Below are 14,761 nucleotides of genomic sequence, written 5' to 3'. Positions count from 1 at the left end.
CCGGTATAGTGTGTTCTATGCCGGGAATTTTTGTATTCTACAACTGTCGTGTTTACTTAAAGTAAGCTACGCCGGCAGCGAAGATGGGCTGGAGTTTGTTGCCGCTGATGTTTTCGAAGATATCAGGAGCACTGTACCGTTCTGTATGGGCCATCTTGCCGAGAACGCGGCCGTCAGGGCTCGTAATGCCTTCCACAGCCAGGACGGACTGGTTCGGGTTGTATTCGCTGTCATAGGTAGCCTTGCCGGACAGGTCGACATACTGCGTAGCAATCTGCCCTTTCGCAGCCAGTTCACGGATCTGTTCCGGCGAAGCGACGAACCGGCCTTCACCATGAGAAATAGCGATGGTATGGACATCGCCGGCCTTGACGTTGCTGAACCAGGGGCTCATGACAGAGACGACCTTCGTATTGACCATGCGGGACAGGTGACGGCCAATAGTGTTGAAGGTCAGCGTCGGGCTGTCATCTTTCAGCGGCTGTACGTGGCCGTAAGGCAGAAGGCCCAGTTTAATGAGAGCCTGGAAGCCATTGCAGATACCCAGAGCCAGGCCGTCGCGCTGGTACAGCAGCGTTTCCAGCGCTTCTGCCAGAGCAGGGTTGCGGAACAAGGTGGCAATGAACTTGCCCGAGCCGTCCGGTTCGTCGCCGGCACTGAAGCCGCCGGGGAACATGATGATCTGGGCTTTGGCAATGCGTTTGGCCATTTCTTCAATGGATTCAGCCAGATCCTGCGCCGTGTTGTTGCGCAGTACCATGACGTCAGCCGTGGCGCCGGCCCGTTCAAAGGCAGCTGCCGAATCGTATTCGCAGTTCGTTCCCGGGCATACAGGGATGAAAACGCGAGGTGTGCCGAAGGATTCGCTGCGCCGCGGTCCGTACGTCGTAAAGAGGGGCAGTTCGGCATCGCCTTTGCCGCTCTTGCAGGTAATGGGGAATACCTTGCTGAGCGGTTCTTCCCAGGCTTTCTGCAGATCCTTCAGGGAAATCTTCACACTGCCAACTTCCATGACGCCGCTGCTACGGGTCAGGCCAACACGGCGCACGTGAGGACGGCGTACCCAGGAAACGGCCGTATCCGTATCAGTTTCAACGAGAATAGCGCCGTAGCGGAGGTCAAACAGGTCCTGTACATCCAGGGAGCCGTCTATTTCCACGCCAATGCCGTTGCCAAAGGCCATCTGCGCCAGATCAGCAGCAATGCCGCCCTGGCCGACAGCGTGCATGGCCCGGACTTTCCCGTCGAGAACAGCCTGATGGAGGAAGTCGCAGTTTTCCTTGAATACGGCAAAATCAGGCACATCAGCTGCATCACGGGGCAGGTCAAACAGCAGGACGGCACTGCCGGGCTGTTTGAATTCCGGCGAAATAATATGATTCGTATGTTCCGGCACAATGGCAAAGGATACGAGTGTCGGCGGTACTGTCAGATTTTCAAAAGTACCGCTCATGCTGTCTTTGCCGCCAATAGCCGCCACTTCCAGGGCCTGCTGTGCCGTATAGGCTCCCAGGAGGGCGCTGACCGGCTGGCCCCAGGCTTTTTCGTTCGTCCCCAGGCTCTGGAAAAATTCCTGCATCGTCAGGTATACCTTTTTGCGGTCCCCGCCGAGGGCTACCAGCTTGGCCACAGACTGTACGACTGCGTAGAGAGCGCCGTGGAAGGGGCTCCATACAGCCATATTGGGGTCATAGCCATGAGTGAAAATGCTGGCTGTCGTCGTGTTGCCGTGCACAACCGGAATCTTGGCAACCATCCCTTCTACAGGGGTCTTCTGATACTTGCCGCCAAAGGGCATGAGGACCGTCCGGGCGCCGATAGTGCTGTCAAAGCGTTCGGCCAGGCCCTGTTCGGAAGCGACATTGAGAGTTGCCATCGTATCGAGCCAGGCCTTGGCTACATCCGTAACGGGAGCTGCTTTGAAGAAATTCTTTTCTTCCGGAGCAACGACGACGGCTTTGCGCTGCTGCGTAACGCCGTTCGTATCGAGGAAGGCCCGCGTAATATTGACGACGTTCTGGCCGCGCCAGTGCATGACCAGGCGCTTCGAATCCGTCGCTACGGCCACGATGGTAGCTTCCAGATTTTCTTCGGCTGCATATTTCATGAATTCATCGACATGTTCCGGAGCGACGACGACAGCCATCCGTTCCTGCGATTCGGAAATAGCCAGTTCCGTACCGTCCAGGCCTTCGTATTTCTTCGGCACCTTATCCAGGTTAATATTCAGGCCGTCAGTCAGTTCGCCAATGGCAACGGACACGCCGCCGGCACCGAAGTCGTTGCACCGCTTGATCAGGACCGTCGCTTCATGGCGGCGGAAGAGGCGCTGAATTTTCCGTTCTGTCAGAGGATTGCCCTTCTGTACTTCAGCACCGCACGTTTCCAGCGATTCAACAGTATGTTTTTTCGACGAGCCCGTAGCGCCGCCGCAGCCGTCACGGCCCGTTTTTCCGCCTAAAAGGATGATGATGTCGCCGGGAACGGGCACTTCACGAATGACGTTGCTCCGCGGTGCCGCACCGAGAACAGCGCCGATTTCCATGCGCTTGGCAATAAAGCCGGGATGGTAGTATTCCTTGACTTCGCCCGTAGCCAGACCGATCTGGTTGCCGTAGGAGCTGTAGCCTTTGGCGGCACCCGTGGTCAGGATGCGCTGCGGCAGCTTGCCCGTGAGCGTATCGCTGATGGGCTGGCGGGGATCGCCGGCGCCGGTGACACGCATGGCCTGATAGACGTAGGACCGGCCGCTCAGGGGATCGCGGATACAGCCGCCCAGGCAGGTGGCAGCGCCGCCGAAGGGTTCGATTTCCGTCGGGTGATTGTGGGTTTCGTTTTTAAAGAGGAGGAGCCATTCTTCTTCCACGCCGTCTACGTCGACAGGGATAATGATGGTGCAGGCATTGATTTCTTCCGATGCATCCAGATTATCCAGCTTGCCCGCAGCTTTCAGTTCTTTTACGGCAATGGTAGCCATATCCATGAGAGTCTGTGGCTTCTGGCGGTTCAGTTTCTGCCGCGTCGTCTTATACGCTTCATACGCCCGCTGTACCGGCACCGTGAAAGTCCCGTCTTCAAAGGAAATATCCGTCAGTTCCGTCATAAATGTCGTGTGACGGCAATGGTCGGACCAGTACGTATCGATGACGCGGATTTCCGTAATCGTCGGGTCCCGGTGTTCTTCATCGCGGAAATAGGTCTGGCAGAACTTCAGGTCATCAAAGCTCATGGCCAGGCCCATATGAGCTGACACGTCCTGAAGAGCCGCGTCGTCCATGGTCGTAAATCCATCTATAGAGGCAACAGCATCAGGCTGTTCCCAGGCCATTTCCAGGGTCGTAACCGGCGCTGTCGACGCTTCCCGCGCTTCGACGGGATTGATGCAGTAATGCTTGATAGCCGCAATATCGGCATCAGAGAGCTTCCCTGACAGAACGACGACCCGGGCCGTCCGGACGAGGCTGTCATTTTTCATGGTCAGCATCTGCAGGCACTGCATGGCCGAATCGGCGCGCTGGTCATACTGGCCAGGCAGGTATTCAATAGCCAGAACCGTATCGCCGTCATGTACGGGCAGTTCGTCATAGACTGCGTCTACAGGCGGTTCGGAAAAAATCATATTCTTAGCCGCATCAAAAGAGGCATCATCCAGGCCGGCTACGTCATAGCGGTGGTAAATATGGACATCTGTCAGTCCCCTGATCAGCAAATTTTCCTGTAAATCTGTCAGCATGCGTTTCGCTTCATCGGCAAAAACGCCTTTCTTAGCAACATACAAACGTCGAATAGACTGCATGTCATGACCTCCCTAAAAATATATATCCACTATGGTATTACGTTCTTAGTATACCTGTTTTGCCAGTATAAGTAAATTAGAAATTCCGCTGTATTGATTGACTTGCCTATGGTTTCGTATTAGACTGATATATTATTGATAAACCCTGTACAGCCATAGTAGAGAGACGATTTCCAGGAGGTTCCGGCATGGACGAATTAAAGCGCCGTATTTTAGAAGACGGCATCATCATTGACAACCGTATTTTAAAAATAGACAATTTTTTAAACCAGCAAATTGATACGACCTTGATTACCCATATTGGACAGGAATTTGCCCGCCGCTTCCAGGACTGCCCGGTGGACCGCATCGTCACCATCGAATCGTCAGGCATTGCCGTGGCCTACGCCGTATCCCTGGCCATGCACAACCTGCCTGTCGTATTTGCCCGCAAGAAAAAATCTCTTCTCACCAAGGGCGAACAGTATACGGCGTCCATTTACTCCTACACGAAACAGGAAGAATATACGGCGTCCATCAGCAAAGCCTATCTCCATGAAGGAGAACACGTCCTCATTATTGACGACTTCCTGGCCAGCGGCGCCGCTGCCGTAGGCCTGACAAAGCTGGCCGCCCAGGCAGGATGCACCGTTTCCGGCATTGGCATCGTCGTGGAAAAGACCTTCCAGAACGGACGCAAGACCCTGGAAGACGCCGGCTTCCGCGTAGAATCGCTGGCCCGCATTGCCCGCTTTGAAAACAACGTTCCCATATTCGCCGATTAGACAGGAGTAACTTATGCGCGCCCAATTTTTTGACGGCTTTGACTTCGCCCAGTTCAAGCTCAGCATCGTTGCCATCGAACACGTAGACACCTTTTTTTCCATCGAATCCTTCGGGCTCCATCCCATCATGTATAATGAAGCCTGTCTGCGCGGCTATACGGCCATTTTCGGATTTAACGACGACAAGATGCTGACCCTGCACAAGCTGCTGACCAATAACAACGGCATGACCCCGCCGGCCATTGACGGCATTGCACCGGAACCATTCAACTCGCCGGCAGGCGACTTAAAGTATGAATTGTCTCATGTCATGGATTACACCGGCTCTATTCTCATTGCCAACGGCTTTATTGACAAATACTTTGTCCCCTTTGGCTTCCAGCTTCCCCATGCGTTCCGCAAAGTCTATGAACTGACCTTTGATCAGGGCCTGTTCGTACACGTTGAAGACCGGTCGGAAGCGGCCCGCCTGCTGCGCATTGAATATGAAGAACCGGTGTCGTCTAAGAAGAAGATGCAGATGCGCCTGGGCAAGGTCCTTCGCAAATCGGAAGAATACGGCTTTGACGACGACACCATTGCCCAGTACATGGATCTGAGCTACGACACAAAATACCTGTTTGATTCGCTGTAAAAGGAGGTCTCGCCATTGAAGGACGCCTTGTGGACGCGCGACTTCATTCTCGCCATTATCATCAATTTTCTCCTGTATGTCATTATGTACCAGCTCATGCTCTGGTCGACGCAGTTTGCCATGCATACATGGAACGCCGCCGTAAGCGAAGCCGGTCTGGCATCAGGCATTTTTATTATAGGCGCCTTGCTGTTCCGCATCCTGACAGGCCATGTCATTGATGCCCTGGGACGGAAATCCTTTCTTCTCGCCGGCGCCGTCATCTACCTGGCCTCAGTGCCGCTGTACTTTTTTGCCAGCTCCCTTACGGCCTTCCTGGTCGTCCGCTGTCTCCATGGCGCGGCATACGGCATTGCCGCCACGGCAGCCAGCACCATTGTCGGCGCCATTGTCCCGCCCAGGCGGCGCGGCGAAGGAATCGGCTACTATGCTCTGGGAAACACGCTGGCCTCAGCTGCCGGTCCCTTTCTGGGCATGACCTTATGCAGCGGCGGAAACTATTACCTCAATCTCTATGCCTGTCTGATTTTGTCCCTCATTACCTTTATTCTGGCCGCCATGATCCGCGTGCCCGAACACCACTGCACAGCCGAAGAATGGAAAGAGCTGAAATCGGTCCGCTGGGACAGTTTCTTTTCTCCCAGTGCACTGCCCATTTCCATGGTCTCCCTCCTCTGCGGCATTGGCTATGCCACAGTACTCAGTTTTATCGGCGCCTATGCGCAGACCATGAATCTCCTTGTTGCAGGGAGCCTCTTTTTCTGCACCTATGCAGTCACCTCCTTTTTCAGCCGTCCCATTATTGGCCGCTTCCTGGATCATCACGGCGGCGATGCCGTCATGTATCCGACCCTGGTCGTCATGGCCCTGTGCATGGCCACGGTGGGGCTGGCCGACAGCAACTGGCTCTTCGCCCTGGGCGGCATTCTCCTGGGCCTGAGCTACAGCACTGTCACCTCGTCGGGACAGGCCCTGGCCATTCACGGCGTGCCGCCGGATCACATCGGCCTGGCAACGTCGACATTCTTTGTCTTCGTCGACTTCGGCGTCGGCATTGGTCCCTTCCTGTTGGGCGGCCTGGCGCCGCTGTACGGATTTTCCAGCGTCTATTTCGGCGCCGCCGTCATTGCCCTCCTGGGCATTCCCTTATACTACGCACTCATTGGCCGGACAGGCCGCTTCTCCTACAAGCAGATGGAACTCGTCCGTTCCCGGGAAGAAGAAAATAAATACTAAAAAAAGCTGTTGGCACGTTGATGTCAACAGCTTTTTCATATGTATAACGTATCTTACTCTTTTAACCGTCCCAGGGTCCGGGCAATGATGCGGACCAGAAGGGCTGTCGTATCCAGTTCCAGCGATTCGTCGGCACTGTGGATGGCGTGCGTCGTCGGGCCGACGGAGACGATGTCCAGATTCGGATTCATGGCGTAGAAGTAGCCCGTTTCCAGGCCGCCGTGCATGGCTTCAATGCGCGGCTTATGGCCTGCTTCTTCGGCATAGGCATCGGCAAAGAGCGGAACCAGGCGGCTGTGCGGATTTTCCGTCCATGCCGGTTCAGGCGATGCGATCTGGATCGTGCAGCCTGTCACTTCGGCATAGACCGGCAGGGCCAGCATCAATTCCCGCAGGCGGGCATCTGACGAAGAACGGGGGAAGTACTGGACTACGACCTGATCGTCTTCTGTCCGGATCGTGCCGATATTGGCTGACAGGTCCGGCAGTTTCGGCAGGGTCTGATTCATGGCAAAGACGCCGCAGTGCAGCAGGAGCAGGAGCTGAACCAGCGATTTCGTATCGTCTGCCGAAAAGACTTTAGCCGGCATAGCTGTCGTACGGCATTCGAACTTCGCCGTCTTTTCCACTTCGCCGTATACAGCAGTCAGTTCGTGGTGTGCCTTTTCCAGCACAGCCTGAACGGCCGGTACATCGCCGTCCTGCAGTACGAGGACTGCCGAAGCTGCCGAAGGAATGGCATTGGCAGCGACGCCGCCGTCTATATGGGCCAGGGAATAGGAAATACCGGCGTCAGACAGGCGGCGCAGTACCTGAGCCAGAGCCTTAATGGCATTGCTCTTGCCGGCATTGATGGTTTCACCGGAGTGGCCGCCGACAAAATCGTGGGCCCTGATTTCCACGGCTGTATCGCCCTGCGGCTGCTGCCAGGACAGAGGCCGGTAGAAATGAGTGTGTACGCTGCCGGCTGAGCCGACGCAGAGGACATCAATGGATTCGGAATCGCAGTTAATGACATACTTCACATCCTGCACGTATTTAGGGTCCAAATGGGTAGCGCCGGTCATGCCTGTTTCTTCGTCGACAGTGAACAGGAGGCGCAGCGGGCCGTGGATTACGTCTTTCTGCTGAATCAGGTACAGGGCCATGGCAACGGCAACGCCGTCGTCTGCGCCCAGACTGGTGCCGTCAGCGCGAAGAATGTTTCCTTCCCGGACGAGCTTTATTTCACTGGTCAGGGGATCATAGGCTACGCCAGGCTTGGCAACGCAGACCATGTCCATATGGCCCTGGAGCATGACTTTCGGCCACGTTTCGCAGCCGGCAGAAGCCGGCACATCGGCAATAATATTGTATACTTCGTCCTGCACAATCTGCGTCACCCCTAACTGACGGAGACGGCTGACAATATAGTCACTGACTGCTTTTTCATGATGTGACGGACGGGGATGTTTGGCCAGACCGGCAAATTCCTGCAGTACGCCATCAATAATAGCGGCATCATTTTTCATGATATATTCCTCCTTACATAAAAAAACTATGTTTCGTTTCGTCTTGTATTATACCACAGGCAGCGCCACTTATCCTATTCATTACTATGCACTGTTCGTATGATTACACCTAAAAGCAGAGTATTTATTCTGTTATTGACAAACAGGACATTCAACTATGCCTATATGACGAAATGAAGAAAATAAGGTATACTATAAGTGAGTATTTGTCATGATACATATGAAATTTTACTACAAAGGAGGTTTTACCATGAATTCTCAACCGAATTCGGCCGTGACCTACCCTAATCTGCCGGAATTAACCATCCGCGGCATGATACTGGGCGCACTGATTACGGTCATCTTCACGGCGTCCAACGTCTATTTGGGCCTGAAAGTAGGCCTGACGTTCTCGTCGTCCATTCCGGCAGCAGTCATTTCCATGGCCATTCTGCGCATGTTCAAGGATTCCAATATTCTGGAAAACAACATGGTCCAGACCCAGGCTTCGGCTGCCGGCACGCTGTCTGCTATTATCTTTATCCTGCCTGGTCTCCTCATGCTCGGATACTGGCAGGGATTCCCGTTCTGGCAGACCTTGCTGCTCTGCGGCTGCGGCGGCTCTCTGGGCGTCTTGTTTACGATTCCCCTGCGCCGGGCCATGGTCGTCACCAGTGACCTGCCCTATCCGGAAGGCCGGGCTGCTGCAGAAATCCTGAAGGTCGGCAGCGACATCCGCAAAGCCGACGCAGCTCACGACGAATCGGCCAAAAAGGAAACAGGCATGAAGGATATTGTCGGCGGCACGGCTGTTGCCGGCCTCATCAGTCTCTGCGCCAATGGATTCCACCTGTTGTCGTCTGAATTCAGTTACTGGATCACCCTGGGACGGACTGCGACGACACAGCTGCCTCTGGGCTTTTCTACAGCCCTCCTCGGGGCGGGGTATCTCATCGGCATTACCAGCGGCATTGCCATCCTCGTCGGCACCCTGCTGGCCTGGGTCGTTTTCGTCCCCTATTTGACGAGCATCCTGACGCCGGCAGAAGGACAAAGTGCCGCCGCCTTTGCCAGCGCTATCTGGGCGCAGAAAGTCCGTTTCATCGGCGCCGGCTGCATCGGCATTGCTGCTGTATGGACGCTGATTCGCCTGGCCAAGCCGGTCATTGACGGCATCAAAATGTCCCTGCAGGCCATCCGTGCCAATGATACGGAAGAAAAGAAGGCTCTCCATCATACGGACATCGATATGTCGCCCAAATCAGTAGGTCTCGTATTCCTGGCAATCCTGATCGGCCTGTTTATTACGTTCTACTCCTTCGTCAGCGCCGCCGGCCTGCCTTTGACCGTATCGCTGACGTACATTATCGTCGGCATTCTCGTCGCCGTGCTCATGGGCTTTTTCGTCGCCGCTGCCTGCGGATACATGGCCGGCCTTATCGGCACATCGGCAAGCCCCATTTCCGGCATTGGCATTCTGGGGATTATTGTTTCGTCCCTGGTCGTCCTGGCCATCAGCTCCGCCTTTGGCGTATTCAGCGTGCCTGGCGGCGATAAATTCGCTACGGCTCTGGCTATCTTCATTACCAGCGTCATTGTCAGCATTGCCGCTATTTCCAACGACAACCTGCAGGATCTGAAGACCGGGTATATCGTAGGGGCTACGCCGTGGAAACAGCAGGTCGCCCTCATCTTGGGCTCTCTCATCGGCGCCCTGGCTATTGCGCCGGTTCTCAATCTCCTCTATCAGGCCTATGGATTTACCGGCGCCCTGCCCCGGGCTGGCATGGACCCGTCTCAGGCCCTGTCTGCGCCGCAGGCAACACTCATGACAACAATCGCCCAGGGGATCTTCAGTGCCAGCCTGGACTGGAACTTCATTCTCCTCGGCATTGGCGTCGGCATCGTCGCCATCATCGTCGACTATTTGCTGACCAAAAACACGAAAGCCCTGGCACTGCCCCCGTTGGCTGTCGGCATGGGCATTTACCTGCCGCCGACGCTGGAAATTCCCCTGGTCATTGGCTCGGTCATGGGATACTTCGTTCACCGCTATCTGAGAGCCAGAGCAGAACAGCGCAGCCCCGGCCAGGAAGAAGCCGACGTGGAAGCGTGCAATCACCGCGGCGTCCTGTTTGCTTCCGGCCTGATCGTCGGTGAAAGCCTTATGGGCGTCATCATTGCCCTGCTCATCGTCGTATCCGTCACATCTGGCGGCAGCGAAAATCCGCTGGCCCTGGTCGGCAAAGATTTCAAGGGAACAGCCGACATTCTGGGTATTCTCTGCTTTATCGGCGTTATTTTCCTCTTTGTCCGCCATATTTTCTCGACGCCTTTTTCGCCGAAAAAATAAATTAAAAACACATTAAAACTTCATTAGAATTACATTAAAAAACAGCCCTTTTTCTGTTTCTTTCATGAGCAGAAAAAGGGCTGTTCTGCATAAAAATTTTATTTTTTTCGTATACCCTAAAAGAAAACATGCTGGTATACTATAGTGTGGAATACGAAATGTTTACGCAATATTTACACAGGAGCAATGTAATTCTTACATAGCTTCTCTACACTTACTCATGGATATGAGAAGCCATAAAAACTGCTGTGTATCCAAAAAGTATGCGTAACGAACACTTAGGAGGAATAAAAAATGAAAAATTTTGCACATCGTGGTTTTAGTGGCATGTATCCGGAAAACACCATGCTGGCTTTCCAGAAAGCAGTCGAAGCCGGAGCAGACGGCATTGAAATGGACGTACAGCTCACGAAAGACGGCCAGCTTGTCGTCATTCATGATGAACAGGTGGACCGCACGACAGACGGCAAAGGTCTGGTGCGGGACTACACGCTGGACGAGCTGAAAAAGCTGGACGCCTCTTACCGGTACCGCGGCCAGATCGATGCTGTAACGATCCCGACCTTTGACGAATACTGCCGGTGGGCCAAAGATCAGTCCATCGTGACGAATATTGAACTGAAAACCGGCGTCTATCCCTATCCGGGCATTGAAGAAAAGGTCTGGAATACGCTGAAAGCGTATCATCTGGAAGACCGGGTCATCATTTCCAGCTTCAATCATTTCAGCGTCCTGCGCATGAAGGAACTGGCTCCGTCTCTGACATACGGCCTGCTGACGGAAACGTGGCTGGTCCATCCCGGTCAGTACACGAAAAACCTGGGAGTCGCCTGCTATCATCCCTATTACGGCAGTCTGACCCAGGAAACAGTTGACGAAATCAAGTCTCATGGCATTATTATCAATACCTTTACGGTCAACACGGAAGCGGATGTGCAGGATCTGCTCAGAAAAGGCGTAGACTGCGTGATTGGCAACTACCCCGACATGGTGCGGCGTATTTTGAAAGGAGAATAAGTACATGGATTCACTGGAACAACTTCTTACACTCATCAACTCCTGGCTGTGGGGCCGCTGGCTCGTCTTCGTCCTCCTGGGACTGGGCATTTTGTACACTGTAGCTAACGGCTTTATCCAGGTCCGTCATTTTTCATTTATTATGCGCAAGACCTTGTTTGATGCTTTTAAAAACCGCCACGAAGACCGGGGCAACGGCTCTATTTCCACCTTCAAGGCCATGATGGTCACCCTGGCCGGCAATGTCGGCGGCGGCAACGTCGTCGGTGTAGCAACAGCTATCGTTTCCGGCGGCATGGGCGCCGTATTCTGGATGTGGGTAGCAGCCTTCTTCGGCATGGCCCTGAAATACGGCGAAATCGTCCTGTCTCAGATGTACCGCGGCAAGGATAAAGAAGGCAACCTCCTGAGCGGCCCCATGTACTACATCCGCGACGGCCTGAAAATGCCCTGGCTCGGCGTCGTCATTGCCATTCTCATGTGCACGAAGATGATGGGTGCCAACCTGGTACAGTCCAACACGATTTCCGGCATCCTCAATTCCAACTACGGCGTACCAACGTATGCAACTGGTGTTGTCCTCATCATTCTGCTCATGTGCATTACCCTGGGCGGCCTGAAGCGGCTGGCCAATCTGGCCATGAACCTGGTGCCGACTATGTCCATTTTCTACATCATCATCGGCCTGTTGGTCATTCTCCTCAACATCCAGCAGGTTCCTGCCGTTATTGCCGAAATCTTCACGCAGGCCTGGTCTTTTGATTCCGTAGCCGGCGGCACTGGCGGCTATGTCATCGCTCAGGCCATGCAGTACGGCATTTCCCGCGGCATGTACTCCAACGAAGCCGGCGAAGGCACGGCGCCTTTTGCTCACGGCTGTTCCATCGTTCCCCATCCTGTCGATGAAGGGATTACAGGCGTTACAGAAGTCTTCGTCGATACTATCGTCATCTGCACCATTACGGCCCTGGTCGTCGGCGTAACCGGCATGTACACGTCCGGCAAATCGGCAACGGTCCTGGCCCTGGAATCGTTCGGCACCGTCTGGACGCCGTTAAAACACGCCGGCACGTTTGCCCTGCTCATCTTCTGCTTTACAACCCTCATGGGCCAGTGGTGGAACGCGTCGAAGAGCTTCACCTATGCTTTTGGTGAAAAAGTAACCAACCGCATTCGCTACATCTTCCCCTGCCTGTGCATTATCGGCGCCATTACGAAGATCAATGTCGTCTGGAGTATTCAGGACCTGGCCATGGGCCTGGTCGTCATCCCCAACATGATTGCCCTCCTCGTCCTGTTCCCCCAGGTACGGCAGAAAACAAAAGAATATTTCAGCAATCCCAAGTTCTATCATCGTGATAAGTAAGCAGTATATATTACTTTATCCAGACAATAAACAGGAGCAGCTGCATGACGCGGCTGCTCCTGTTTTTCTTTATGTATAATACCTGCAGAACGATGAATGACCAGGTTACCAGAATCGCCGCCACTGCCGGAAGGCATAGGCTGTAATATCATAGATGCGCAGGATCTGCGTTGCCGTGCGGGCAGCTGCCTGCGAACGTACGACGGCAGCGGCGCTGATGAGGCCGAGAATCCATCCACCCAGAATATCCGACCTGTAATGGAGGCGGCAGACCAGACGGGATGCGCTGAGCAGGACCGTACCGGCAAGAAAGGGCAATCCCTGCCAGCCACGGCGCCAGCACATGACGGCCGCAATGGCCAGGGAATTCATGGCATGATTGCTGGGAAAGGACGCGTTTTCCTCGTGAGGAATGGCGGGAACGATTTCCTTTCTGGCAGCAAAGGGCCGAGGCCGATGCCATACATGACCGATGCACCAGGATACGGCCGAGCCCAGGCTCACGGCAAAGAGGCAATAGAGGAGCGTTCTCCGGCGGCGCAGGCGCTCTTCCAGCGCTCCTGGCCGAAACCATTCTATAGCTCCATACAGAAGATAACAAAGATAGCCAAAACGGGCAATCCAGATAAACAGCCGTTCCAGCCCGTTTCGATAACGCCAGGCCATGACAGCCACGGACAGGATACTGCGAATCATAGTCTCCCTCCTTCCGTACCAGCCGTCTCTTGACGCCTGGCAGTTCTGTTTGTTACGATAAGTACGATTTTTCAGACGTACTGTTATGCAAATTGTACACGACAGTACAGATGTATGTCAACGGGAGAGCATACCATGGAACTGTTTATTTTACTTATTTTTTCAGCCTTTCTCATCCTCTGTCTTCTCATGGGACAGCCCCTGGTACTGGCCTTAATCGGCGGATTTATCTTATTTTTTCTCTATGGCCTGAAACAGGGAAAATCGTGGCAAGACATGACGGCTCTGGCCCTGTCAGGAATCCGGACGACCCAGAACGTCCTCATCACCCTGGCCCTCGTAGGCATCCTGACCGCCTCATGGCGGGCCAGCGGCACTATTCCGTATATCGTATATCACGCAGCCCAGTGGTGTCATCCTGACGATATTGTCGTGGCTTCCTTTCTGCTGTGCAGCCTCATTTCCGTCCTCACAGGAACGGCCTTCGGCACAGCGGCTACGATGGGCGTCATCTGCATGACCATTGCCAACAGCATGAACGTGCCGCCCATCTATTCCGGCGGCGCCATTCTGGCCGGTTCCTACTTCGGCGATCGCTGCTCCCCCATGTCGACAAGTGCCCTCCTGGTTGCGGCTATTACGAAAACCGATATTTTTACGAACTGCCGCCTCATGGTCAAGACCGCCGCGTTTCCCCTGCTGGTATCCTGCATCCTCTACGGGGCAGCAGGCTTTTTCTTTCCTTCCTCATCGGGCGGAGACCGTACGGTCACCATATTTGCGCAGTTCTTTTACCTGTCCTGGGAAACTCTCGTCCCGGCTCTGGCCGTCGTTATCCTGTCTGCATTCCGGGTCAAGGTCAAATACATTATGCTCTGCAGTATTGCCACTGCTACGGCTGTCGCCGTATATATCCAGCAAACGCCGGCAGCGACGCTGCTGTCGACATATGTGCTGGGATTTCAGCCGGAAGATCCGGCTTTGTGGCAGCTGCTCCACGGCGGCGGCCTCCTGTCCATGGCCAACGTGCTGGCCATTATCTGCGTTTCAGCCAGCTATGCCGGCATGTTCGCCGGCACAGGATTTCTGCATACCATACAGGCTGGCATGACCCGGCTGAGCCGCAGAATATCTCCGTTCGGCGCCATCCTGGTCACGTCGGTGGCAGCGGCCATGATTTCCTGCAACCAGACCCTGGCCATCATGCTGACCCATCAGCTGTGCCGCACCGTCGAGCCAGACAGGCGGCGCATGGCCCTGGCGCTGGAAAACACAGCTGTCGTCGTCACGCCTCTCGTTCCCTGGGCCATTGCCTGCTCGGTTACGCTGTCCGTCATAGACGGGCCCATATCATCGATCCTGACGGCCTGGTATTTATACTTCATCCCCCTGTGGAATTACGCCCTGTC

Annotated in this window: 10 protein-coding genes; 7 read left to right on the top strand and 3 right to left on the bottom strand. The window is 54.5% G+C overall.

All coding sequences use genetic code 11. The features are described 5' to 3' along the window. Positions 1-52: 52 nt before the first annotated feature. On the bottom strand, positions 53-3,796 hold the full coding sequence (locus Q3886_RS03355) for a phosphoribosylformylglycinamidine synthase (protein WP_301859752.1): 3,744 nt from the start codon (positions 3,794-3,796) through the stop codon (positions 53-55). 188 nt (positions 3,797-3,984) lie between these two features. On the opposite strand from Q3886_RS03355, the gene Q3886_RS03350 reads away from it, so the two are divergent. The 3 genes from Q3886_RS03350 to Q3886_RS03340 are packed head-to-tail and all read left to right on the top strand — an operon-like array spanning position 3,985 to position 6,430. Then, on the top strand, positions 3,985-4,560 hold the full coding sequence (locus Q3886_RS03350; RefSeq protein ID WP_301859751.1) for a xanthine phosphoribosyltransferase: 576 nt from the start codon (positions 3,985-3,987) through the stop codon (positions 4,558-4,560). A 13-nt stretch (positions 4,561-4,573) separates the two neighbouring features. Further along, positions 4,574-5,194, top strand: a complete 621-nt coding sequence (locus Q3886_RS03345) for a hypothetical protein (protein ID WP_301859750.1) — start codon at positions 4,574-4,576, stop codon at positions 5,192-5,194. Between the two features lie 15 nt (positions 5,195-5,209). Further along, positions 5,210-6,430, top strand: coding sequence for an MFS transporter (locus Q3886_RS03340; protein WP_301859749.1), 1,221 nt, complete (start codon positions 5,210-5,212; stop codon positions 6,428-6,430). A gap of 53 nt (positions 6,431-6,483) precedes the next feature. Here Q3886_RS03340 and pepD read toward each other — a convergent pair whose 3' ends face one another. Then, on the bottom strand, positions 6,484-7,941 hold the full coding sequence (pepD, locus tag Q3886_RS03335) for a beta-Ala-His dipeptidase (RefSeq protein WP_301859748.1): 1,458 nt from the start codon (positions 7,939-7,941) through the stop codon (positions 6,484-6,486). 250 nt (positions 7,942-8,191) lie between these two features. Here pepD and Q3886_RS03330 point away from each other — a divergent pair, with 250 nt between their 5' ends. The 3 genes from Q3886_RS03330 (at position 8,192) to Q3886_RS03320 (ending at position 12,656) form a co-directional block, all read left to right on the top strand. Beyond that, positions 8,192-10,273: an OPT family oligopeptide transporter gene (locus Q3886_RS03330; protein WP_301859747.1), complete on the top strand. Its 2,082-nt coding sequence runs from the start codon at positions 8,192-8,194 to the stop codon at positions 10,271-10,273. 294 nt (positions 10,274-10,567) lie between these two features. Continuing rightward, positions 10,568-11,290 carry a glycerophosphodiester phosphodiesterase gene (locus Q3886_RS03325; RefSeq protein ID WP_301859746.1) on the top strand — a complete coding sequence of 241 codons (723 nt, stop codon included), beginning with the start codon at positions 10,568-10,570 and terminating at the stop codon, positions 11,288-11,290. A 4-nt stretch (positions 11,291-11,294) separates the two neighbouring features. Next, on the top strand, positions 11,295-12,656 hold the full coding sequence (locus tag Q3886_RS03320) for a sodium:alanine symporter family protein (RefSeq protein WP_301859745.1): 1,362 nt from the start codon (positions 11,295-11,297) through the stop codon (positions 12,654-12,656). A 105-nt stretch (positions 12,657-12,761) separates the two neighbouring features. Here the strand turns inward: Q3886_RS03320 and Q3886_RS03315 are convergent, their stop codons facing one another. After that, positions 12,762-13,352 (bottom strand): phosphatase PAP2 family protein, encoded by a 591-nt coding sequence (locus Q3886_RS03315; protein WP_301859744.1) that lies wholly within the window; start codon positions 13,350-13,352, stop codon positions 12,762-12,764. A 135-nt stretch (positions 13,353-13,487) separates the two neighbouring features. On the opposite strand from Q3886_RS03315, the gene Q3886_RS03310 reads away from it, so the two are divergent. After that, positions 13,488-14,761 (top strand): Na+/H+ antiporter NhaC family protein (locus Q3886_RS03310; RefSeq protein ID WP_301859743.1); only part of this gene is annotated, 1,274 nt, incomplete at its 3' end.

It is taken from the genome of uncultured Megasphaera sp. (assembly GCF_958350005.1).
Classification (GTDB): Bacteria; Bacillota; Negativicutes; order Veillonellales; family Megasphaeraceae; genus Megasphaera.
This window is presented reverse-complemented; position numbering and strand designations above follow the sequence as displayed.

What these genes read in the sequence shown, in the direction of transcription:
- Q3886_RS03355 (WP_301859752.1), bottom strand. Translation starts at nt 3,796, where the DNA reads ATGCAGTCTATTCGACGTTTGTATGTTGCTAAGAAAGGCGTTTTTGCC.
- Q3886_RS03350 (WP_301859751.1), top strand. Translation starts at nt 3,985, where the DNA reads ATGGACGAATTAAAGCGCCGTATTTTAGAAGACGGCATCATCATTGAC.
- Q3886_RS03345 (WP_301859750.1), top strand. Translation starts at nt 4,574, where the DNA reads ATGCGCGCCCAATTTTTTGACGGCTTTGACTTCGCCCAGTTCAAGCTC.
- pepD (WP_301859748.1), bottom strand. Translation starts at nt 7,941, where the DNA reads ATGAAAAATGATGCCGCTATTATTGATGGCGTACTGCAGGAATTTGCC.
- Q3886_RS03330 (WP_301859747.1), top strand. Translation starts at nt 8,192, where the DNA reads ATGAATTCTCAACCGAATTCGGCCGTGACCTACCCTAATCTGCCGGAA.
- Q3886_RS03325 (WP_301859746.1), top strand. Translation starts at nt 10,568, where the DNA reads ATGAAAAATTTTGCACATCGTGGTTTTAGTGGCATGTATCCGGAAAAC.
- Q3886_RS03320 (WP_301859745.1), top strand. Translation starts at nt 11,295, where the DNA reads ATGGATTCACTGGAACAACTTCTTACACTCATCAACTCCTGGCTGTGG.
- Q3886_RS03315 (WP_301859744.1), bottom strand. Translation starts at nt 13,352, where the DNA reads ATGATTCGCAGTATCCTGTCCGTGGCTGTCATGGCCTGGCGTTATCGA.